Origin of the sequence: Paraburkholderia caribensis (assembly GCF_002902945.1) — a bacterium.
Taxonomy (GTDB): domain Bacteria; phylum Pseudomonadota; class Gammaproteobacteria; order Burkholderiales; family Burkholderiaceae; genus Paraburkholderia; species Paraburkholderia caribensis.
In genome coordinates this window covers 2,471,249-2,492,103 of record NZ_CP026102.1, presented here as the reverse complement: position 1 = coordinate 2,492,103, position 20,855 = coordinate 2,471,249, and the positions used below count along the sequence as shown (strand labels likewise).

The window sequence follows — 20,855 nt, the reverse complement described above, 5'->3', positions numbered from 1 at the left end:
GAGCGATGCACTCTTTCTCCAAAATCGCTGCGTATGTGCTGGCAGAACCTGATAGTGACCAGTTCAAGATAGCCGCGAGCGTGATAAACGCGCACCGGTGGTGTCTTGTTTGCTATTTCCGCTTCACACGTTGATCGAAGCGACGTACTGGTCATATCGAGGAAAGCAGTACGAAGTCCGGAATGCCTTAAACCAGGGTTGCGGACTAAAAGGATTGTAAGAAGGCAGTGCTGCTCAACCCCAAGTTCTGGCAGTAGTACTTCCTCGCGTTTGCGGACCTCTGGCATTAAAAAATCGGGAGCTTTATGAGACGTTATGACGTATGCAACGGCGACACCACAACAGCAGGAGGTCGCGTAATTGCGCCTGAACGCCGAGAAACTATTCATGGTCGCGCCGTAGCCTATGAAGGCGATTCCGTGTGGTGTCCAAAGTGCAACTCGACAGGTCGGATCATGTGCACCGACAGTCAGAACGATACAGGTCCGAATGGTAAGCAGGTAGCGCTAAGTGGCGACTGGTGTGTGTGCAAGTGTGATCCTTCGCCCACGCTGATCGCCTCGCAACACGATAGCGGGTGTTGACCGGCACGCAGGTTGCCTCTCGCCGCTATGTCCGTTTGGCATGTGCCTCGCAAGATTCCAGAAGGTCTGGTTGCAGCGTAACCATACGCCCACGCGTGGGGGTGCGTCACATCGCGAGAGAGAGCAAGTGACCGGACCATAAAAAGACCGCAGTGAAGCAAAGCATGCTTTTTTCCCAGCGCATTCAGAACGAAGTCCCGATCTGAAACTGAAACACCTGGTACTTATCGTCGGCATGCCTGACGATAGGAAATCCGACCGAGAGCTTCAGCGGGCCAATCGGCGAAATCCACTCGAGGCCCGCGCCATAGCTGTATCTCAAGCCGTTCGCGCCCGTGCTGTTGCCTTCGTTGCCCCACACGTTACCCGCGTCGACGAAGGTAAAGACGCGCAACGTGCGATCCCATCCGCTGCCCGGAAGCGGGAATGTCATCTCAATGTTCGCGACCACCATCTTCGAGCCGCCGATCGAATCGCCCGTCGACGAATCACGCGGCCCAAGCGAACTCGATTCATACCCACGCACCGAGCCGATACCGCCCGCGTAGTAGTTCTTGAAGATCGGATACGCCTTGCCCGCGAAGCCATTGCCATAGCCCGCCTGGAAATTCATGCCCAGAATGAAGCCGCGCGCGAACGAGTAGTAATACTGGCTCTGCACGTCCGTCTTGTAGTACTCGGTTTCGCCCGCGGGCGTGCCGACCTCGCCGTTGATCTGCAGCATATAGCCGCGGCTCGGCACGAGCGCACTATCGCGCGCATCGCGCGACCAGGCTGCCGTCAGCGGCACGTTGTTGACCACGCGGCCGAATTCTTTCACATAGTCGAGATAGGCTTGCGGCGTCGACGAGTCGGTGTTGAAGCGGTCCTGCTCGATGCCGAGGCCGATGTAGACGGTATCGACTTCCGAGAACGGAATGCCGAACTTCAGGTCTGCACCAAGCGAGACGATACGAAAGCTCTCGTCGTTGCTGTAGTACAGCGGATAGCTGGTGCGATAGTAGACATCTGAAATGCGCTTGATGCCGTCGACGGTGAAATACGGATCGGTCTGCGTGACCGACAACGTGCGATACGTCTTCGCCGTATTCACATTGACGCCAAGACTCGTGCCCGAGCCGAACACATTGTCCTGCGTGACGCCCGCCGACAGAACCACCTTGTCCGACGAAGAAAAGCCTGCGCCGAGCGTGATCGCGCCCGTCGGCTTTTCCGACACCTTGACGTCGACATCGACCTGATCGTTCGAACCGGGAACGGGCACGGTCGTCACGTCGACGTCGGTGAAATAGCCGAGGCGATTCACACGTTCCTTCGAAAGCGCAAGCCGGTTCGAATCGAACCACGCGCTTTCGAGTTGGCGCATTTCTCGCCGTATCACTTCGTCGCGCGTACGGGTGTTGCCTTCCACATTCACCTGGCGCACGTACACGCGTCGTCCCGGATCGATTTGCAGCGTGAGATCGACAGTGTGCTTGTCCTGATCGATCTGCGGCACCGCATTGACAGCAGCAAACGCGTAGCCGTATTCGCCGAGCCGGTCCACGAGGGCTTTCGTCGTTGCCTTGAGCTTCTCTTCGGAGAACGTTTCACCGGGCTCGATGCCGATGAGCGGCTTCAATTCCGCTTCGCGATCGAGCAGATTGCCCGCGAGCCGGATGCCTGTGATCGTATAGGGCTCGCCTTCGTGCAGGTTGAGCGTCAGATACATCTCCTTCTTGTCGGGCGTCAGCGAAACCTGAGTCGAGTCGATCCTGAACTCCAGATAGCCGCGATTCAGGTAATACGAGCGCAGTCGATCCAGATCGGCGCCGAGCTTCTCTTTCGAATAGAGATCGTTCTTCGTGTACCAGGAAAACCAGTTCGGCGTCGACAGTTCCATTTCGTCGCGCAGCGTGCTTTCCGAAAACACCTGGTTACCGATGAAATTGATCTGCCTGATCTTCGCATTCGGACCTTCGATGACGGAGAACAGAACCGACACGCGTCCGCTATCGACGGGCGTCGTCGTGGTTTCCACTTCCGCGGCATAGTAGCCGCGCGTGAGGTATTGGCGTTTCAGTTCCTGTTCCGCCTTGTCGATGAGCGCCTTGTCGAAAGGGCGGCCGCGCGACAGGCCCACGGCACGCAGCGCCTTCGTCAGATTGTCCTTCTCGAACTCGTGAATGCCGGCGAAATCGATCTCCGCAATGGCAGGGCGCTCGACGACGTGAACCACCACGACATCGCCTTCGAGCGACACGTTGACGTCGCTGAAGAGGCCCGTGTCATAGATTGCGCGCACGGCCTGCGAGGCCTTGTCCTCCGTGAAAACCTCGCCGCGTTTGATGGGCAGGTTGGCGAGCAGCGTTCCCGCTTCAATGCGCTTCAAGCCGTCGAGCCGGATGTCAGTGACGACCACGGAGTCGCCGGCAAGCGCGATCGATGGCGTCAGTGTCGTGGCGCACATCGTGATCGCACTGGCGAGACAGATAGTTGATGCTCTTTGTTTCATCGAAGGTCTTGTTGAGAGCGGGACGCGACTCACTATGGAAAGCCGCGAGTATAGGAATGGGCTTCTTGCGCAGGGTTACGCCAAACTTTCTGAATATTTGTTGCCTCGGGTAAGGAATAGGGCGGCGATGAACAGCGACGCCTGTTGCACTGGCGACGTCGTGCAAAGGCGGAAAGATGCAGCTAAGAATCGGTAGGATCGTGGTAACGCGATGAGAGCGAAGGTGGCGTTATCGTGCCGACTCCACCCACCTCTGGTTCTTCGCCATGCTCGAACATATCGATCCCGTCGTACTGGTTGCTGTGTTACGCGTCAGCTCCACGCCGCTTTTCTCCGCCTGGATGGCGCGGGCCTCGTCTTATGAACCGTGGGTCGAAGCCACGCGCACACATCGCGAGCGCACAGCCGACGTGCAATCAGGCATGCAATCAGGCATGCAAACAGGCGCGAGCGAGGTGCTCCATGGCTGAGCGCGAGACGCATGTTGTCGATTCGATTGGCGATCTGCAGATGACGGAAGACGGTCTACACCTGCTGATTCACGGCAATCATGCGACCACGGCAATCCACCGTTCCGTGCTCGACCAGTTGCTGGTCGCCTTGCCGAATGCGATCGAGCATTCGGACCGGATCATCAACCAGAACGGGCACATGGCTTTTGCGTTTCAGAGTTACGGCTGGGAGATCGGGCGCCTGAACGGCACGCAGACAGCCGTCATTCGCTTCAGGCTCGCGGGCAACATGGGCATTTCGTTTTCCTTGCCGTGCGAGCAGATTGCGCCGTTGATCGAGGCGCTGAGCGGTGTCGCTGCGTCGGCAGGCGCTGCCGTCGCTCAGGTCAACAGCGACGCCGTGACGTTGCAGTAAGACGCTCTGGACGCATCTTCATTCGGGCCGGCGTCCGCCCGTCAATCAGACGCCACGATTCCGCTTTGATATTCCGTCGAGAAGTCCAGGGCCTCGCTATCAGGCCCATTGCCGCATTGGTGCTCAGCCTGCTGGCGCCGCTGCAGGTTAACGCGCAACTCGCCGGCGACGCGGCCGATGCCGAACGTCTCTCCGATGCATGGAGCTTGCGCATCGCACCGCAGCTCACCGAAACACCCAACCCGCCCGATGCAAATCCGGCAACGATCGCATTGGGCGAGTCCGTCACCGGCACCGTCGATAGCGACCTGTCGCTCAAGGGCGCAGCCGAGCTGCGCCGCTATGGTTTCGTCGTGCAAGGCGATGCGCTGCACTACGATCCCGACTACGACGTCGCCGATGCATATGGCAGCGTGCGCATTGTTTCGAAGGGCGACGTGTTCGACGGACCGTTCAGCCAGTTGCGCGTGAACGCGAGCGCAGGTTTCATTGCACAACCCAGATACCACTTCTACCTGAACGGCGGATGGGGCAGCGGCAAGCGTGCCGACCTGCTCGACAACGAGCGTTCGAAGATCGAAGACGGCACGTACAGCACCTGTGCGTGCGAGACGAATCCGGCGTGGTATATCCGCGCGTCTCAATTCACGATGGACCGTGGCGCCGATGAAGGCGTCGCGCGCAATGGCGTGCTGTTCTTTCAGAACATTCCATTGCTCGCGAGTCCGTGGCTATCGTTCCCGCTAGACGGCGCGCGCCGCAGCGGCCTGCTGTCGCCGACATGGTCGATGAGTTCGAAGAACGGCGTGGACATCACCGTTCCTTACTACTTCAACATCGCGCCGAACTACGACCTGACCATTGCGCCGCGCTACATGTCGAAGCGCGGCGCAATGCTGAGCGCGGACTACCGGTATCTGACGAGCGCGTCGTCCGGTTCGCTGTCGATTGCCTACTTGCCCAACGACATCACGACTCACGAGCGCCGCTATTCGATCGATCTGGATCACGTGTGGAATATCGGCTCCGGCTTCGGTGCGTACGTCAATTACAACCGTGTCTCGGATGCCAACGTGTCGACCGATCTCGGCTCGGGCAGCGCGTTTCCGACCACTTCGACTACGCTGTATCAGCAGGAAGCGGGTCTCACATACAACAGCGGACCCTGGACCGTGCTCGCGCGCGAGCAGCACTGGCAGTCCTTTTCCAGCGATACGACCTATAACCGCGAGCCGCAGCTCAACGTGCGCTACAACCGATACGACGCCGGTGGCTTCGATTATGGATTCGAGGCGGACGCAACGCGCTTCACGCTTTCATCGGACGATGCAACGCAAGGCACGCGCTTCGTGTTCAATCCTTTCGTCAGCTATCCGATCGTCCGGCCAGGCTGGTTCTTCACGCCAAAGATCAAATGGCACTTCGCTTCGTACAATCTGACTTCGATCGCGTCCGACGCGCCCGCAGGACAGCCACGCAACGTGAACGTGAACATCCCGACCTTGAGTCTGGACTCGGGCATGACGTTCGAGCGCGCGGTGCGCATCTGGGGAAGCTCGTACATCCAGACGCTGGAGCCCCGGCTCTTTTACGTGTATACGCCTTATCGCAACCAGACTTATGCGCCACTCTTCGACACCACGGAAGCGGACTTCGGTCTGGGCGAACTTTTCAGCGACAACGCATTTGCCGGCAACGACCGCGTGTCCGACGAAAGCCGCCTGACGGCCGCGCTGACGTCGCGCCTGATCGACGCGGCAACGGGCGACGAACGCGCGCGCTTCGTGATCGCGCAGCGTTACGATTTCAGGCAACCACGCGTGACGCTCTACGACACGGAAGACACGGCGAATGTCGCGCGGACCAGCTTGATCGCCGGCAGTTCAATCAAGGTCGGCGCGGGTATCAATGTAGAGAACGCGTTGCAGTACAGCCAGGCGAACAACTATCTGACGCAAGGATCGATCGGCCTTGCGTGGTCGCCGGCGACGGCACATGTGCTCAATATCGCCTACCGGTACACGCGCGCCAACACGACGCTGGACTTTCAACCCGTGAACCAGTTCATCGTGTCGGGGCAATGGCCGCTCGCAAAGAACCTGGCGAGCGTCGCGCGCGTCAATTACGACATGAGCACACACCGTCTGATCGCGGGCCTGCTGGGGCTGCAATACGACGCGCAATGCTGGTCGCTCGCGCTCGCGCTGGAAAAGTACACGAACGCGACGGGCAGCACTTCGCCGAGCACGGGTACGCGGGTGCTGATGCAACTTCAGTTGAAGGGCTTGTCGCGCACCGACCGCGGTCTGCTCGATCAGTTCAAGGCGGACGTGCCCGGCTATTCGTCGGCGCCTGCCGAAGCGGCACCTGTTTCGCGCTTTAGCGAATATCAATGACCGTGCGCGGCGGCGGAAATATTATGTAAGACACGCGCGAGGAGCGGGTGCGAATTCCCGTGCGAATCTGATGCAGTATGTGACGCTTCTTGAAGACGCTATTCGAACATGCAAGTCGCCGTTTGCCTGACCTCGTTCAATCGCACCGATTGCGCGCGCATTTCGATGGAGATCATCAAGCTGAACTGGCCGCGCAAGTGGCCCATCGTGCATGCGTGCGCGGATTCGAGCTATACGCGCTACATCGAAGACATTCTGGTCATGCGCGAGCCGAAGCCGCTGACGCGCGGCGCGCACGATCTGCTCGTTGCGTCGATCGAAACAGCCGTCACGAAGCTGAATGCGGATTACGTCATCCACCTCGAAGCCGACACGTGGATCTTTGACCAGAACGTGATCGTGCGTTATCTGGAGCGGCTCGAAAAATCGCCGCACGCGCTGGTCGCGGCATCGTCGTGGAGCACCGACCGCGTGCCGGAATGGCGCCGTTCGGATGACATCGGTAGAAGGCTGCGCGCGCGCCTCGCGCGGTGGTTGCGACGGTGCGGCTCGCGTTACGGCATACGCGACCGCAAATCCCTGTCCACCCAGTTCTTCATCGCGAAGAGCACGCCCGCGATGCTCGACGTCATCCGTTCATTGCAACCCGGCGACCAGGACGTCCTCGAAAAGCGGCTGTACGAAGGCGTGATTCGACGCTTCGGGCGACGCGCCGTGCTCGGCATGGACGAACGCGAGCCCGTGCACCCGGATTTCAGGGATGTTTGCGAGTCGTTGAGTCTCGTCTGTCATCACTGGCCGAGTGCGGCCGACGCGCCCCGTCACGACGCATTCGACCGCTTGCGCGGCAAGAAGGAATGGCTGCAAGCCGCCGGGCTGCACACGCACGGGCCGCACATGAAGCGTCTTCTGTCGGAAACGGACCTGGGCTACTACAACGGTGACGCAAAGCGGACGGGCTGAACATGACTGCCGCTCTCACACGTCGATCATGCTTTCAGATTCTTTGCCGCGTAAGACATGGGCGTGGCCGGCGCGATTCGGCGGCGCGCCGCACGGGCTGTTGCGGCATGCGGCGCTTGCGGCGTAATAGTCGGAAAGATTACACAAATCCTGCGTGACAGGCCCAAACCTATAATGCGCTGCGATCGCATACGTCGACGCGCGACGCCAGGTCCACGTCATTCACCGAGAGCAACAACCATGCAGCACGCCAACGATTCGGCTTTGAACGTAGCGGTGACGACGTCGCCGGCGTTGGGTGATTCGCTGCTGCTGATGACCGTCGCGCGCAATCTGCAATTGAGCGGCAAGACAGTCACCGTGTTCAGTCAGCACATGCAGGCGTTGCGCGACTGGTTTCCCGGCATCGATATCCAGCCTGCCCTGCGCGACGACGAGGTCGACGCGCGGCTGCGCCCATTCCATACCATCATCCAGCTTCACGCCAACCGCCCGGTGCCGCGCCTCGAGCAGCGCCATCCGGACGTGCTGGTGCTGGAGCATTTGTGCCGCGCGCCTTCGACGGAACCGATGGCGGCCCGCCTCGCGCAGTTCTGCCGCGAGTCGCTGCGTCTGCAGCACGCGGAGCCTGGCAATGGCCTCGCGGTTCCGGCAGGGCTGGTTCATCGCAAGCACCCATTGCGCGTGGCAATTCATCCGACGGCCAGCACGCCCGACAAGCGCTGGCTCGCGCCGCGTTTCGTGCGCCTTGCGCTGGCGCTGAAAGCAAAGGGCTTCGAGCCGCATTTCATCGTGACCGACGAAGAGCGTGCCGACTGGGAACACGTGCAACAGCACGGTATTGGCTTGCCGCGCCTCGGCACGCTCGATAACGTCGCCGCGTGGCTCGTGGAAAGCGGCTGGTTCATCGGCAACGATTCGGGCATTGGTCATCTTGCGTCGTGCCTTCGGGTGCCGACGCTGTCGCTCTTCATGCGCCGCGGCATCGCGCGCACGTGGCGTCCGGGCTGGGGCGCGGGCAAGGTGCTGGTTGGCGGCGCGTGGCTGCCGACGGGACGGCTCAAGGAACGCGGCTGGAAGTACGCGCTGTCGGTGAATCAGGTGCTGCGCGCATTCCAGCAATTGCAACACGAGGCCGCCTGACGTGGACGTGACAATGCCGGACAGCGTGCGCCTCGCGTCGATCAGGCGAGTCGCGTTTGTGATGTCGAATGCAATCGGCGATTCGCTGGTTTCGATGGTGATCGTGCAGAACCTGCGCGCAAGCGGTATCGACGTCTGCGTGTTCGGCACGCCGATTTTCGCGCTGCGGCACTGGTTTCCGCATGTCGAGATTCATCCGCTGCCACGCGAGGCGGACTGCGCAACACGCCTCGAAACATTCGATGCCGTTCTGCAAATGCATCGGCATCAGCCGTTTGCGCATCTTGCGGGCGCGCATCCCCATGTGATCGATCTGCACGATATCGAGTACGCCGATGCGCCCGGCTGCATGGCGGAGCGCTTCGCGCATTTTTGCCGTACACGCTTCGGTATCGTCACGGGCACGACTGAGAACGGCATCACGGCGCCCGCGACGCTGAAGCACCGGCGGTATCGGCATCGTGTCGTGATTCATCCCGAGGCCAGCACCGACGACAAGCGCTGGACGCGCGCGCGTTTCATTACGCTGGCGAGGCGCCTGCAGGCGCTCGGTTACGAAGTGTGCTTCGTGATCGCACCCAACGAGCGGGCACGCTGGAGCGACCTGGAAAGGCTCGGCATCGCCGCGCCCGCATTCGACGATCTGCATGCGCTCGCGTGCTGGCTGTATGAGTCGGGCTGGTTCATCGGCAACGATTCGGGTATCGGCCATCTGGCATCGAATCTGTCCGTTCCGACCATCAGCCTGTTCCGCCGCCGGGCCGTGGCGGAGCGCTGGCGTCCGGCGTGGGGCACCGTGCGCGTCGTGTTGCCGTGGCAATGGCTGCCGACGGCGCGGCTGAAGGAAAAGTTCTGGCGCGAGGCGCTGACGTGTCGACGCGTTGTCGCTGTGTTCAGGCAATTGGCGGAGCAGGGCTAAAGAACGCGCGATGTGTCCTGACATCGGAAGCGCGATGACTTGCCAGTGCCGTTTGGTGATCGAACAAAAAGCATGAAAATCGGATTGTCGTGCAATGCACTGAAGTACAGCGGGGGCCTCGAACGCTATGCGATCGAGGTGACACGGGGACTCGTCGCGGCCGGGATCAAGCTGGCCGTGTTCGGCCGCGCGTTCGATCCGAAGTTGCCGGAAAGCCGCCTCGTCGAACCGCATCGGATCAACGTGTCGTTCCTGCCCGGGAAGTGGCGGGACGAATGGTTTTCGCGGCGCCTGAGCGCGATGCGGCGTGACGCAAAAGTGGACGTGCTGATCGGCTGCAATCGCGTCGAAGCATCGGAGATCGCGATTTGCGGCGGCACGCATCTGGGCTTTCTCAGCGCGACGAGGCGCGCGCCGTCGTTCTTCGATCGCCGCCAGATTGCGCTGGAGCGCCGTCAATATCGGCGCGCACGCTTTGTCGTCGCGCATTCGCCGCAGATGCGCGACGAATTGCGGTTGCTGTACGGCGTCGACGACGCGAAGATCCGCGTGCTGTATCCGCCCGTCGACAACGGCCGCTTCTCGCCCGTCACCGACGACGAGCGGCGCGCATTGCGCAAGCGTCTCGGTTTTGCCGACGGCGAAATCGTGCTGCTGTTTCCGTCGAGCAGTCACGAGCGCAAGGGACTGCCGTTGATCGAAGCCGCATTGCGCGATCTCGATCTGCCCGTCGTGGTCGCGGTGGCAGGGCGTCCGCCCGAACGCACGTCGCAGCGGCTGCGCTATATCGGCTACGTGAACGCGATCGAAGACGGCTACCGTGCAGCCGACTATACGATTCTCGCGTCGAGCTACGAGCCGTTCGGTCTCGTCGGCGTCGAATCGGCGATGTGCGGCACGCCCGTGATCCTGTCGTCGAATATCGGTTGCCACGATGTGATCGCGCCGCAGGCCAAGCTCGTGTTCGCGCCGAACGACGTCGACAGCTTGCGCCGTGTGCTGACGGACGCGGTGCGCAGCGCGCGGGAAGCACGGCACGCGCGGTCGACGTTCTCAGGCGATGCGGTGCTGTACGACCCGTGCATCGCGCGGCATGTGTCGGATCTGCTTGCGCTGGCGGATCAGGTGGGATCGGACCACGTGTAGACGGCAGGAAGGAAAGCCTAATGCGCGTCGGCGACGCGCCGCGCCGGCGTCTTCGTGCACAGGTCGCGCAGCGTCAGCAGCGCGAGCAGGCCCATCACGAGAGCCGTGAAGAGATAGAGACCGGCGGGCCCGGCGACCGCCATCATCGCCGACGCGAGCGTTGGCCCGCCGCTCGCGCCGAGCGAGAAGATCAGCAGCAGGCCCGCGCTGACGGCGATCCGCTCGTCGGCGGGAACGCAGTCGTTCACATACGACGTGACGACGCCATACATCGAGAACGCCACGGCGACATACAGATAACCGAATGCTTCGATCAGCACGCCGTCGCGCAGCATGAACAGCACGACGCTCAGCGACCCGGCGAGCGCCGCGAGGCACAGCAGCACCTTGCGCCGGTCGAACAGATCGGCGAGCCGCGCGACGGGCCACTGCGGCACGAGCGCGGCGAGCAGCGCGAAGCCCATGAAATGCGACACGTCCGGCACCGAATAGCCGACGCGCCACATGAACACCGGCTGCATCGTGTAGAACGCGCTGTTGAGCAGGCCCGCCGCGAGGCATGCGACGACGCCGAGCGGCGCCCATCGGTAGATGGTCTGCAAGCCCGACAGGCCGCGCGCGAGCCGCGCGCCGCAGGAAGCACCCGCATGAGTGTCGTGCGCGGCGATCAGGCCGGGTGCCGTGCCCGCCAGCGCAACGGGAATCAGCGACGCGGTGAACAGCGCGGCGACCGCGCTGAACAGTTCGAAGCCCGCCGGGTCCGCGAGGCCAATCAGAAACTGGCCAATGCCGACGCCGAGATAGTTCGTGATCAGATAGGCGGAGAACACGCGCCCGCGCTGCGCGTTGCTCGCGACCTGATGCAACCAGCTTTCGACCACGGTGAAAATGCCGACGAGACAAAAGCCCGTGATGAAGCGCAGCGCCACCCAGACCGCGTCCGCGTCCCACACTGCGTAGCCGAGCGCGCAACAGGCGGACGCCGCCGCGAAGGTGACGAACGCGCGGTGATGGCCGACGCGCCCGATCAATGAGCCGCCATACACGGCGCCCAGCATGAAGCCGACGTAATACGCGGACTGCACGACGCCGACGACGATCGACGGCGCCTGCTGCTGGATGAGCCGCAGCGAGATCAGCGTGCCGAGCAGGCCGTTGCCCGTGATGAGGATCGCGTAGCCGAGCAGCAGGATGGCAGTGGCGCGCAGGCTGCCGACGGAAGGCGGCGCGGGCACGGGCGTGACAGGCGTACCGAGGGCGGGGCCGCTGTCGACGAAATCGGCGACGGGTGGCGTGTTGTGCAGAGGGAATGCGCCGCACGGCTGGGTCGCCGGATCGTGTGCCTGTTTCATTCTTGCTCGGTGTGGTTCGTCTCGCGCGGCACCCGGATTGCGACGGTTTGCGGGGCTTCGTCTGATCGAATGTAGCGGGCGGCTGGACGGCTGGCATGGCAAGAATACGACATTGGTTTGCTGTAAAGCGACCTTCTTTTGCGCGCGGCAAGCGCGCAGCGCGATTCGTGCGACGGCGCTACCATGAACGCTCGCTGCGCCCCGAACGTCGTCTGTAGGTCGCCTGAAAAGGAGCCGCCGATCATGCCGAAGCACGTGAGCACCGAACTGCTGGACATCGCCTATGAGGAATCCGGTCAGCCCGAAGGCTGGCCCGTCGTGCTGCTGCACGGTTTTCCGTACGACGTTCACGCCTACGATGAAGTCGCGCCACTGCTTGCCGCGCAAGGCGCGCGCGTGATCGTGCCGTACCTGCGCGGCTACGGGCCGACGCGCTTCCTTGCCTCCACCACGCCGCGCTCCGGCCAGCAGGCGGCGCTCGGCGCCGATCTGCTCGCGCTGCTCGACGCATTGCAGATCGAACGCGCGTTGCTCGGCGGCTACGACTGGGGCGGGCGCGCCGCGTGTATCGTCGCGGCGCTTTATCCAGAGCGCGTGCAGGGGCTCGTGACGGTCAACGGCTACAACATCCAGGACATCGCGGCGTCAGGCAGGCCTGCGCTGCCGGAAAACGAACTGCGTCACTGGTATCAATACTATTTTCACGGCGAGCGCGGCCGTGCTGGCCTCACTGAAAACCGCCGCGCGCTGTGCCGTCTGCTATGGACGCTCTGGTCGCCCACCTGGCGTTTCGACGACGCGTGCTACGCGCGCACGGCAGCATCGTTCGATCATCCGGATTTCGTCGACGTCGTGATTCATTCGTACCGGCATCGCTTTGCATTGGTGGCGGGCGATCCGCGCTACGACGCGATGGAACGGCTGCTCGCCGCGCAGCCGTCCATCCCCGTGCCGACGATCGCGCTCGACGGCAGCACCGACGGCGTGATGGGAATCGGCGGGACCGCGCATCATGCGGCGCATTTCACGGGGCCGTACGAGTACCGCGTGATCGACGGCGCAGGCCACAATCTGCCGCAAGAGGCGCCCGCCGCATTCGCCGACGCATTGCTCGCCGTGCGAACGCGCGCCTGATGAAAGCGCATGTCGTCATGACCGTGTTCGGCCCTCCGGCACGCAGCGTGTGGTAAGTTTTGAAGCTTCGATTCCGTACACAAGAGCGTTGATATGAAAGTCGCCGTGATGGGCGCGGGCGCGGTGGGCTGCTACTACGGCGGCATGCTGGCGCGCGCGGGACATGAAGTGGTATTGATCGGACGCCCGCAACACGTCGAGGCGATCGAAACGAGCGGCCTGCGTCTGCAGGCACAATCGTTCGACGAGCACATTCCCCTCGCCGCAAGCACCCAGGCAAGTGCGGTGCAGGGCGCGAAGCTCGTGCTGTTCTGCGTGAAATCGACGGACACGCACAGCGCGGCGCTGGAAATCAAGCCGTTTCTCGCCGCCGATACGCTCGTGCTGTCGCTGCAGAACGGCGTCGAAAACGCCGACGAAGTGCGCAAGGTGATTGCGCAGCCAGTGGCGGCCGCCGTCGTCTATGTCGCGACGGAAATGGCCGGGCCGGGGCACGTGCGGCATCATGGACGCGGCGAACTGGTGATCGAGCCGTCCAGCGCGAGCGCCGAGGTTGCGCAGGCGCTGATCGCGGCAGGCGTGCCCACCGAAATCTCCGACAACGTGCGCGGCGCTCTGTGGGCAAAGCTGATCCTCAACTGCGCTTACAACGCGTTGTCGGCGATCACGCAGCTGCCTTATGGCCGGCTCGTGAAAGGCGAGGGCGTGGCAACCGTGATGCGCGACATCGTCGGCGAGTGTCTCGCTGTCGCGAAGGCCGATGGCGTCACGATTCCCGGCGACATCGACAAGGCCGTACGGATGATTGCCGAGACAATGCCTGGGCAGTATTCATCGACGGCGCAGGATTTGTCGCGCGGCAAGCGCAGCGAGATCGATCACCTGAACGGACTGATCGTGCGGCGTGGCGACGCGCTCGGCGTTGCCACGCCGTCGAACCGCCTGCTGCATACGCTCGTCAAGCTGATCGAAGGCAAGTAGCGAACGGTGCGTGCCGCCTTGCTATTCGCTATCCGGCGTTCGCCAGATAGTCGAACGCGACTTCGCCGATATCGAGCGTGAGATTGGCGACGACCTGGCGCGCGCCGACCACGCGCCGTACGGGCAGATCCGCGACGGGCGCGAGCGCATGGGGCCGCAATTCGAGCGCGGCCGGTCCCGCCCACGCGCCGAGCACCGTCACGTCGCGCAGAAAGAAGCGCACCAGCTCGCACACGCGCGCCGTCCCGTCGACATGCGGGATCACCTTCAACAGATAGTTCGGCGTGTCGGCGAGTTTCGCGCGCTCGGTTTCCATGTCGAGCGTCCAGTGCTTGTAACCCATGGTGCCTGTCGCGATGCGTTGCGTGCCGTAATCGAGCGTGCCGAGCAGCGTGTCGTTGCCGTCCACGCTGATATGCGGACGCGCGAGTTTCTTCGGAAAGCCCCAGATTTCGCGGCCTGCCGCAATCGGGCCTTCGTCGTCCAGATACATGGAATGCGTGTAGTTGCCAAGCCGGCCGTCCGCGTCGCGCACCGAAATGACCTGGCCGCTTTCGGTGTAGTCGCCGAATCCGGACGAATCGGGCATGCGAATAAATTCGTAATGCACCAGCGTGTTCTCCGGCTTGAGCGGCGCGGGCACGGCGGCAGCGATCGCATCAGGATCGGATTCGTACGAAATAATGAAGTACTCGCGATTCACAAAACGAAACGGCGGACGCGGAAAGGCGGGATTGTGTACGGGCATTGCAAACGCGTTCTTGCGGATCGACTCCAGGTCCATGGATGTTCTCCCGGTAGGCAGCGCACACTGCGCGCGTCAATAGTAAAGCGATTGCGTGCGCAGCGGTGTGTCCGTTCGATGGCAATTTTCCGTTAATGCCCGTCAATCTGGTGGGGCCGTGTAAGCGCCCGCGTCCTCGCGGTGCGCGAGAATGTTGACGAGCTTGCCGAACGGGTCGCGCACATAAAAGCGCCGCACGCCCCACGGTTCGTCGACGGGGCCGTATTCGATCGCAAAGCCGGCTGTCTGCATCGCTTTACAGGCGGCGTCCACGTCGTCGACTTCGATCGACAGGTCGGGCACGGGCGTGTCCGAGCCGCCTTGCTGCGCGAAGCTGATCTGCACTGTCATCGGCTGGTTCGATCCGTAGGTGCGGATCCAGCCGTGATCCATCAGCAGATCGAGGCCGAGAATCTCGTGATAGAAGCGCTGCGCGCGCGCCGCGTCCTGCGCGTGGACATTCGAGACGATCCGTTTGACCTGCATCGTTAAACCTCGCGTGGTTCGTTATTGAAGCGCCTGTTCTTTACGATACAACGCCGTTTCTTCGGCCAATGCTTTGGCCACATGCGGACGCTGCATGTGGCGATGGTAATACGCATCGACAGCGGGTTTTTGTACCATGGTGGACAAAAATCAGGGGTGCCAATATTTGTATGCGAGACAGTACAAAAAGTGAGAAGCGTGCACGCGGACGGCCGCGTGCGTACGATGCGGACGATGCGCTCAGCAACGCCACCGATGCATTCTGGCTAGGCGGCTATTCGGGCACGTCGCTCGATACGCTGAGCGATGCGACGGGTATGAATCGCCCCAGCCTGTATGCCGCGTTCGGCGACAAGCATGCGCTTTGTCTGCCCGCTGGCGGCGAGCCGCGCGGATGTTTTCTGATCGGCACGGCCGTGGTCGAATCGAAAGTCGACGAAGGCGTGCGCACCAGATTGGCGCAAGGCCTGAAATTATTCGATCGCGCATTCGAAAAGCGCATCCGGCGCGCCCAGACAGACGGCGAGCTTTCAGCCGACGCGGATGCTGCCGTGCTCGCACGCGTCGCATGGGCGATCTTGCATAGTCTTGCATTGCGTTCGCGCGCGGGCGATTCACGCGCCTCGTTGCGGGCGACGGCTGCGGAAGGTGTGGCGCTGATTTGTGGTGCACGCAACCACACCGCACCAAAAGCCGCATCAATGACGGGTACGCGAAAACGGTTCGAGAAATAATCGACACGGCTTGCATGAGGGTTACTTCACACAGAGTTGGCGGGTACAGCGCTTGCACCATTGAAGGTGTACTACCTACTTCATGGAGGAAGTCATGAAACTGCTTAAGCACGCTGCCATTCTTGCCGCCGTCATGGGTGTTTCCGCTACGGCTTTTGCACAAACGACTGTCCAGCCGAACCAGCCCGCAACGCGCGGTGAAGTGAGGCAGGACCTGATGAACGTCGAGAGCCAAGGGTATCGTCCGGGCGACGGCGACCGCACGCACTATCCCGCTAACGCGCAAGCCGCCGAGCGCCGTTTGTCAGAGCAACAAGGGCAGGGCGAAAGCTACGGCGGCGTGGTGAACGGTACGGCGGCATCCGGCCGCACATCACAGCCAATGGGCTCGCGTTCCAGCGACGGCACGAAGGGTGTGTACTTCGGTCAGTAGTCCAGGGGTGTGTGAGGACGTGAGGTCAGGCGGGTCGCATGATTATGCATCCCGCCTGTTTTACAACGCATGTCAGTTGGCAGGTATCGTCACGACGGGCGCCTTGCTGGCCGTGTCGGCTTCAGCAAGCGCCATCAGATTCTGCACGACCGTGAAGGCGTACTTCGAGTCGAAGTCGTTGCGCTCGACCCAATAGGTTGTCGCACCGTAGCGGACTGCGACGTAAGCATCGGCGGGCGGCTTGTCGCCGTTTTGCACGACGACCGTGGGCCGTGTTTCGCCGCCGACGAGCGCGACGGTCGGCTTGGTCGAGCCGTCATCGATCGTGTCGTGAGGCACCCGAACCTGAGCGCCGAGGTCGGTGAGAATGCCGAGCACCGAGCGCGTCAGGATCGCAATCTGATCGCCGCCGCGCGACGACTGTCCATACACGATCTCAAAGTTACCGGCGTTGCCCTTCAGATGCAGAAGCTTGCGCACCAGCATCAGGTCGGGCACGGCATTGGCCTCGCCCGTCGTCGTGGCCGTGCCGAGCACGAGATAGACATGCTGCTCATTGTTCACGTTGCGCGATTCGACATTCAGTTCGCCCGCCAGCTGCAGCTGCCGCAGCGCCTGTATCAGCTGGAAGAACTGCGGCGAGCCCGCGCTGTCTTCGCCGCCTAAGGCGGTCCCATTCTGCAATCCGCCTATCGACTGAGCGGAAATGCGCAACAGCAGATCGATCGGGATGCCGCCCTCCGCGAGCGGCAGCACCAGCGACGGCGCGAGTGGACGGATATACGCCTGCGCATACGCTTCGCCCGTGGTCGGCGTGAAGGTGAACGTTGGATGGTTCGAATACGACAACGTCCCCGTGGCCGACGCATAGTTCGGCACGCTGCCCGAGCCTGCGTTGAGCGTCGATGACGCGGATGCGTCGACGTTGTAGGCCGCGATGATCTGGCTGACGGTCAGAAACGAGGGCGCGTCGGCATAACGCAACCCGACGACGGCCGCGAGTATCTCCCGCTTTTTTGCGTCGCCGAGCGCGCGCGCATAGTCGACCTGATCCGCTTTCAGACGCGTGGGGCCGATGCTGGTGCATCCCGCGAACAAGGTGAGCGCGCAACAGGTGACGAGGCCATGAAGTCTTTTCATCGGAGTAGAAAAATATGCAGGGTGACGTGGCCGGATGAGGCGCCCAGGTAAAGACGTCCGTGGCGATGAGCACGTGGCATGCCTCGTTCGAAGTCACGCAACGGCGCTGCATGGGAATACGCGTTGCTGCTTAGTTGCTGTTCAGAGAGCGATGACGCGGCGAACAGCGCATCACAGGGAGCGCGATATGCAAACGACGACCACAGAGCAGCCGAACACGATGGACGAACCGGGTGGACCGGAAGCGCCAATGCCTGCGCGCAACAGGGACGCAAATGAGAAGGGAGGTGCCGGAAGCACACGAAAGGACAAGGCCGCACACGGTGCGCCGACCGACGCGGATTTCGAACCGCCCGTCGTACCGCGCGAGTCGAAGGGCGCACCGCCGAAGGGCGCACCGCCGAAGGGCGCGCAACGCAACTAGCGCCACCTACCAGCAGCAAGGGACCAAGCAGGGAGCAAGCCATGCAAACCGACCCGACTATTGATCCGTTCGCGGATCCCGCCAATCAGCCGCTGGACGAACCGGGCGACCAGCCGCGCCCGGCGCCCGGCATTCCGCCCGACATGGACCCGCTCGCGCCCGAGCCATCACCGGATGAAGAAGCCGACGGCCGCCCCGCGCCCGGCGACGGCGAAGCGAGCTTCAAATAAGGTAGACCTGCGCTGCACACGACAAAAAAAAGCCCGCTCGAAAGCGGGCTGAAAATGCGCCTGACGCGGGGATCGCGTCCGGTTTCCTACAACTGCATGTCGCGCGTCGCCCGTTCAGGCGGCGTGCGAGCCACTCGTCGCGCTGCGTGTCATCACGTTCACATTGCTCTCGGCCGTATGGACCGCCTGCTGAACCGTTTTCCAGACACTTTCATAGAATGTGTTTGCTGCCGTGATGGCCGAATTCATCGCCGTCACCGCGACCTCGGCGCCTGCCGGCGCGCGCTGCGCAGCGTCGCCGAGTTCGGCTTGCACCGTGCTGATCTGCTTTTCGTATTGCGCCGTCGCATGCCGGACGATCGCGGCCTGCGTGCCAGCGAAAATCTCGAACACCTGGCGGTTATAGAGCGCCGCACGTTCGATCGCCGACACGTCGCCGCGGCTGAGGGCAGCCATGGCCGGCGCCTCGCCATTGGCGAGTGCATTCATCGCGCGCTGCGTGTTGTCGCGCAAGAAGCGCAAGTTCAGTTGAACGAGTTTCTCAAAGCCGCTGACCGCCTCGTTCGTCATGTTGAAGAACGTCTGAACTCCGGCTTTCTGTGCAGCAGTCAATTCGTCGATGGTCGTGAGCATCGAATGGCCTCGCAAGGTTGTATGCACAAAAAATCCGGCTGGCGCCGATGTGATCGTAGATCGACGCCCGCTGGTCAAAGGGGAGTTGCCGCTGGTTGCCTGGCGCTTCTCCGAGTGTGACCCGGCAGCCTCACAGGGGCGCGCCACCCAGGCGCGCGAGCAACGCGTGTCCACGGTCCGTGAGACGAGGCGTCACGCTGGCTTCGGGCAGGTCAATGGTGATGAACTCGCGGTCGGCCAGCGCGAGCAGATCGGCCTGATCAAAATCGGACTGGGAGGTCGCGTTCTTGATCAGCATGAGCGTCGAAAATTCGTGTGGGCTCAGCACGGGTATCTCCTGAAAGGCGCAGCGCCTGCGCTTGCTGACATTAATGATCTGCAAATGCCTTTGCAGCCAGCAAATATGTTTTGGAGGTTTTTTGGTCCGAGCAATGCTTATGGCATCGACGGGGTTCTCATCGTAATGCTCTGCTTTTTAAATTTCAATCGGAATTAACCGTACGTGGCAAAGTACACCGTTCCGGCGGATATGCGGCAAGTATTGCGTGTGTAATTCAGGTGGCCAGGGAAATACTGCTGACCTTCCCGCGTGACGTTGGCCGTTGCCCGCTAACCCTTTTGGGACAACGGGCGCGGGATGTTTGGGGTGCATTGATACGCACGATCATGCTTTAAAACGTTTTCCACGCGTCCAATTCGCGAATGCGAATCATAGATAAAAACTGGCTTTAAAGATGAATGACGCTCGGGTCGTTTGAAATAAATAATATTAATCATACGTGGCGCCTTGCTGATTGATCGAACTGGTTAATCACCAGCGTTTGTCGAGCCGCGTTCCGGCGTCCGGATTTTTACTGGAGCGAGCCGCGAAACACTGCGTAGCGTCCCCTAAAAGCCCCGCCGTTCGCGCCCTTACTCGCACGTGCCGATTTTCTCCGTGCTATTTTTCTACCCGTCAGGCTGCGCGCGAGACGCAGCCGGCAGTCGGAACGTGCTGACGCCGTTCCGTTCGATTGGGCAATGTCTGCCGCAGCAGCAGGTGTTGCCGCCAAACAATGACAGGGCACAGGAAATGGACCGCTTTGAGGCAATGGAGATCTTCACTCGCGTGGTGGACGCGAACAGCTTTTCGAAGGTATCGGAAATGCTCGATTTGCCGCGCGCAAAGGTGAGCAGAACAATTCAGGCGCTCGAAGAGCATGTCGGGGTGCGCCTGTTGAACCGTTCGACGCGGCAGGTGAGCGTGACGGAAGATGGCGCACTGTTTTATGAGCGGTGCGTGCGCATCCTCGCCGAAGTCGCGGATGCCGAATCGTCGCTGTCGAACAAGCGGGAAAGTCCGGCGGGCACGATACGCGTCGATACGTCGGGCACGCTTGCGCGCGCGCTGTTGCTGCCTTCGCTCGACGACTTCTATCAACGCTTTCCGGAAATCGACGTGCGCCTCGGTCTCGCGGATCGCAATATCGATCTGATCCAGGACGGCGTGGATTGCGTGATCCGCATGGGCATGCTCGAAGAATCGAGCCTGGTTGCCAAGCGCATCGGCAGCGCGCGCATCGTCACGTGTGCGTCGCCTGCTTATCTGGAACGGCACGGCACGCCGAAGACGCTCGAGGAACTCAGCGAGCATCAGGCTGTGAACTACGTATCGGCGCGCTCGGGCAGAACCTTTCCGTTCGAGTACAGCGTGGGCGGCGAGGTCGTGAAAGTCCAGATGAAGAGCGTGCTCGCCGTGAACGACGGCTCCGTCTATATCAACGCGGGCGCATTGGGCCACGGCATCATCCAGCCGTCGCGCTTCATGGTGTCCGAGTTGATCCGGCAGGGCGCGTTGACGGAAATTCTCACCGACTACGAGAGCCCGTCGACGCCGCTATCCGTGGTCTACCCGCATCGCCGCAATCTCAGTTCGCGGCTGCGTGCATTTGTCGATTGGGTATCGGAAATCGCGCACCAGAATCCCGATCTGCGCAGCAAGCAGGACTGACCTGGACGTTTGCCTGCTGCGT

At 61.9% G+C, this 20,855-nt stretch carries 22 protein-coding genes; 16 read left to right on the top strand and 6 right to left on the bottom strand.

Annotation, left to right across the window (positions count from 1 at the left end):
* The first annotated feature begins 305 nt into the window (after positions 1-305).
* Entirely contained in the window at positions 306-584 is a 279-nt protein-coding gene (locus C2L66_RS27820; protein ID WP_082670420.1) for a PAAR domain-containing protein, read from the top strand.
* 184 nt (positions 585-768) lie between these two features.
* Here the strand turns inward: C2L66_RS27820 and bamA are convergent, their stop codons facing one another.
* Positions 769-3,033, bottom strand: coding sequence for an outer membrane protein assembly factor BamA (gene bamA / locus C2L66_RS27815; RefSeq protein WP_060605085.1), 2,265 nt, complete (start codon positions 3,031-3,033; stop codon positions 769-771).
* Between the two features lie 311 nt (positions 3,034-3,344).
* On the opposite strand from bamA, the gene C2L66_RS27810 reads away from it, so the two are divergent.
* The 7 genes from C2L66_RS27810 (at position 3,345) to C2L66_RS27775 (ending at position 10,512) form a co-directional block, all read left to right on the top strand.
* Positions 3,345-3,548, top strand: a complete 204-nt coding sequence (locus tag C2L66_RS27810; RefSeq protein ID WP_054933513.1) for a hypothetical protein — start codon at positions 3,345-3,347, stop codon at positions 3,546-3,548.
* The gene (locus C2L66_RS27805; RefSeq protein ID WP_060605088.1) at positions 3,541-3,945 is read left to right on the top strand and encodes a hypothetical protein; all 405 of its coding nucleotides are present in this window, start codon (positions 3,541-3,543) and stop codon (positions 3,943-3,945) included. Before C2L66_RS27810 ends, C2L66_RS27805 begins: the two co-directional genes overlap by 8 nt.
* 116 nt (positions 3,946-4,061) lie before the next feature.
* Positions 4,062-6,341: an LPS-assembly protein LptD gene (locus tag C2L66_RS27800; protein ID WP_060605091.1), complete on the top strand. Its 2,280-nt coding sequence runs from the start codon at positions 4,062-4,064 to the stop codon at positions 6,339-6,341.
* Between the two features lie 108 nt (positions 6,342-6,449).
* Entirely contained in the window at positions 6,450-7,304 is an 855-nt protein-coding gene (locus tag C2L66_RS27795; protein ID WP_060605094.1) for a hypothetical protein, read from the top strand.
* A 240-nt stretch (positions 7,305-7,544) separates the two neighbouring features.
* The gene (locus tag C2L66_RS27785; protein ID WP_060605098.1) at positions 7,545-8,447 is read left to right on the top strand and encodes a glycosyltransferase family 9 protein; all 903 of its coding nucleotides are present in this window, start codon (positions 7,545-7,547) and stop codon (positions 8,445-8,447) included.
* Position 8,448: 1 nt separating this feature from the next.
* Positions 8,449-9,366 carry a glycosyltransferase family 9 protein gene (locus tag C2L66_RS27780; RefSeq protein ID WP_060605101.1) on the top strand — a complete coding sequence of 306 codons (918 nt, stop codon included), beginning with the start codon at positions 8,449-8,451 and terminating at the stop codon, positions 9,364-9,366.
* 72 nt (positions 9,367-9,438) lie between these two features.
* Positions 9,439-10,512 carry a glycosyltransferase family 4 protein gene (locus C2L66_RS27775; protein WP_060605104.1) on the top strand — a complete coding sequence of 358 codons (1,074 nt, stop codon included), beginning with the start codon at positions 9,439-9,441 and terminating at the stop codon, positions 10,510-10,512.
* Between the two features lie 17 nt (positions 10,513-10,529).
* On the opposite strand, the gene C2L66_RS27770 is transcribed toward C2L66_RS27775, so the two are convergent.
* Positions 10,530-11,864: an MFS transporter gene (locus tag C2L66_RS27770; protein WP_060605107.1), complete on the bottom strand. Its 1,335-nt coding sequence runs from the start codon at positions 11,862-11,864 to the stop codon at positions 10,530-10,532.
* Positions 11,865-12,107: 243 nt separating this feature from the next.
* On the opposite strand from C2L66_RS27770, the gene C2L66_RS27765 reads away from it, so the two are divergent.
* On the top strand, positions 12,108-12,998 hold the full coding sequence (locus C2L66_RS27765) for an alpha/beta fold hydrolase (RefSeq protein ID WP_060607090.1): 891 nt from the start codon (positions 12,108-12,110) through the stop codon (positions 12,996-12,998).
* Between the two features lie 93 nt (positions 12,999-13,091).
* A complete protein-coding gene (locus tag C2L66_RS27760; protein WP_060605110.1) occupies positions 13,092-13,979 on the top strand; it encodes a ketopantoate reductase family protein in 888 nt (295 codons plus the stop codon).
* 28 nt (positions 13,980-14,007) lie between these two features.
* On the opposite strand, the gene C2L66_RS27755 is transcribed toward C2L66_RS27760, so the two are convergent.
* Both C2L66_RS27755 and C2L66_RS27750 read right to left on the bottom strand, forming a co-directional pair.
* Positions 14,008-14,763, bottom strand: a complete 756-nt coding sequence (locus C2L66_RS27755; RefSeq protein WP_054933523.1) for an acetoacetate decarboxylase — start codon at positions 14,761-14,763, stop codon at positions 14,008-14,010.
* 102 nt (positions 14,764-14,865) lie between these two features.
* Complete coding sequence (locus C2L66_RS27750) at positions 14,866-15,249, bottom strand: VOC family protein (protein ID WP_060605113.1); 384 nt, start codon at positions 15,247-15,249, stop codon at positions 14,866-14,868.
* Between the two features lie 170 nt (positions 15,250-15,419).
* Between C2L66_RS27750 and C2L66_RS27740 the strand changes: the two genes are divergently transcribed.
* Complete coding sequence (locus C2L66_RS27740; RefSeq protein ID WP_060605114.1) at positions 15,420-15,983, top strand: TetR family transcriptional regulator C-terminal domain-containing protein; 564 nt, start codon at positions 15,420-15,422, stop codon at positions 15,981-15,983.
* Between the two features lie 94 nt (positions 15,984-16,077).
* Entirely contained in the window at positions 16,078-16,416 is a 339-nt protein-coding gene (locus tag C2L66_RS27735) for a DUF4148 domain-containing protein (protein WP_063787016.1), read from the top strand.
* Positions 16,417-16,488: 72 nt separating this feature from the next.
* Here C2L66_RS27735 and C2L66_RS27730 read toward each other — a convergent pair whose 3' ends face one another.
* Entirely contained in the window at positions 16,489-17,556 is a 1,068-nt protein-coding gene (locus C2L66_RS27730) for a hypothetical protein (RefSeq protein WP_060605117.1), read from the bottom strand.
* A 187-nt stretch (positions 17,557-17,743) separates the two neighbouring features.
* Between C2L66_RS27730 and C2L66_RS27725 the strand changes: the two genes are divergently transcribed.
* Together C2L66_RS27725 and C2L66_RS27720 are read left to right on the top strand one after the other, a co-directional pair.
* Positions 17,744-17,980, top strand: coding sequence for a hypothetical protein (locus tag C2L66_RS27725; RefSeq protein WP_060605120.1), 237 nt, complete (start codon positions 17,744-17,746; stop codon positions 17,978-17,980).
* Between the two features lie 41 nt (positions 17,981-18,021).
* On the top strand, positions 18,022-18,210 hold the full coding sequence (locus C2L66_RS27720; protein ID WP_060605123.1) for a hypothetical protein: 189 nt from the start codon (positions 18,022-18,024) through the stop codon (positions 18,208-18,210).
* Between the two features lie 114 nt (positions 18,211-18,324).
* Here C2L66_RS27720 and C2L66_RS27715 read toward each other — a convergent pair whose 3' ends face one another.
* Positions 18,325-18,843, bottom strand: a complete 519-nt coding sequence (locus C2L66_RS27715; protein WP_054933529.1) for a phasin family protein — start codon at positions 18,841-18,843, stop codon at positions 18,325-18,327.
* On the opposite strand from C2L66_RS27715, the gene C2L66_RS41480 reads away from it, so the two are divergent.
* Both C2L66_RS41480 and C2L66_RS27705 read left to right on the top strand, forming a co-directional pair.
* Positions 18,836-19,339: a hypothetical protein gene (locus C2L66_RS41480; protein WP_176056876.1), complete on the top strand. Its 504-nt coding sequence runs from the start codon at positions 18,836-18,838 to the stop codon at positions 19,337-19,339. The genes C2L66_RS27715 and C2L66_RS41480 overlap by 8 nt on opposite strands.
* 576 nt (positions 19,340-19,915) lie before the next feature.
* Positions 19,916-20,833 (top strand): LysR family transcriptional regulator, encoded by a 918-nt coding sequence (locus C2L66_RS27705; RefSeq protein WP_054933551.1) that lies wholly within the window; start codon positions 19,916-19,918, stop codon positions 20,831-20,833.
* Positions 20,834-20,855 lie beyond the last annotated feature (22 nt).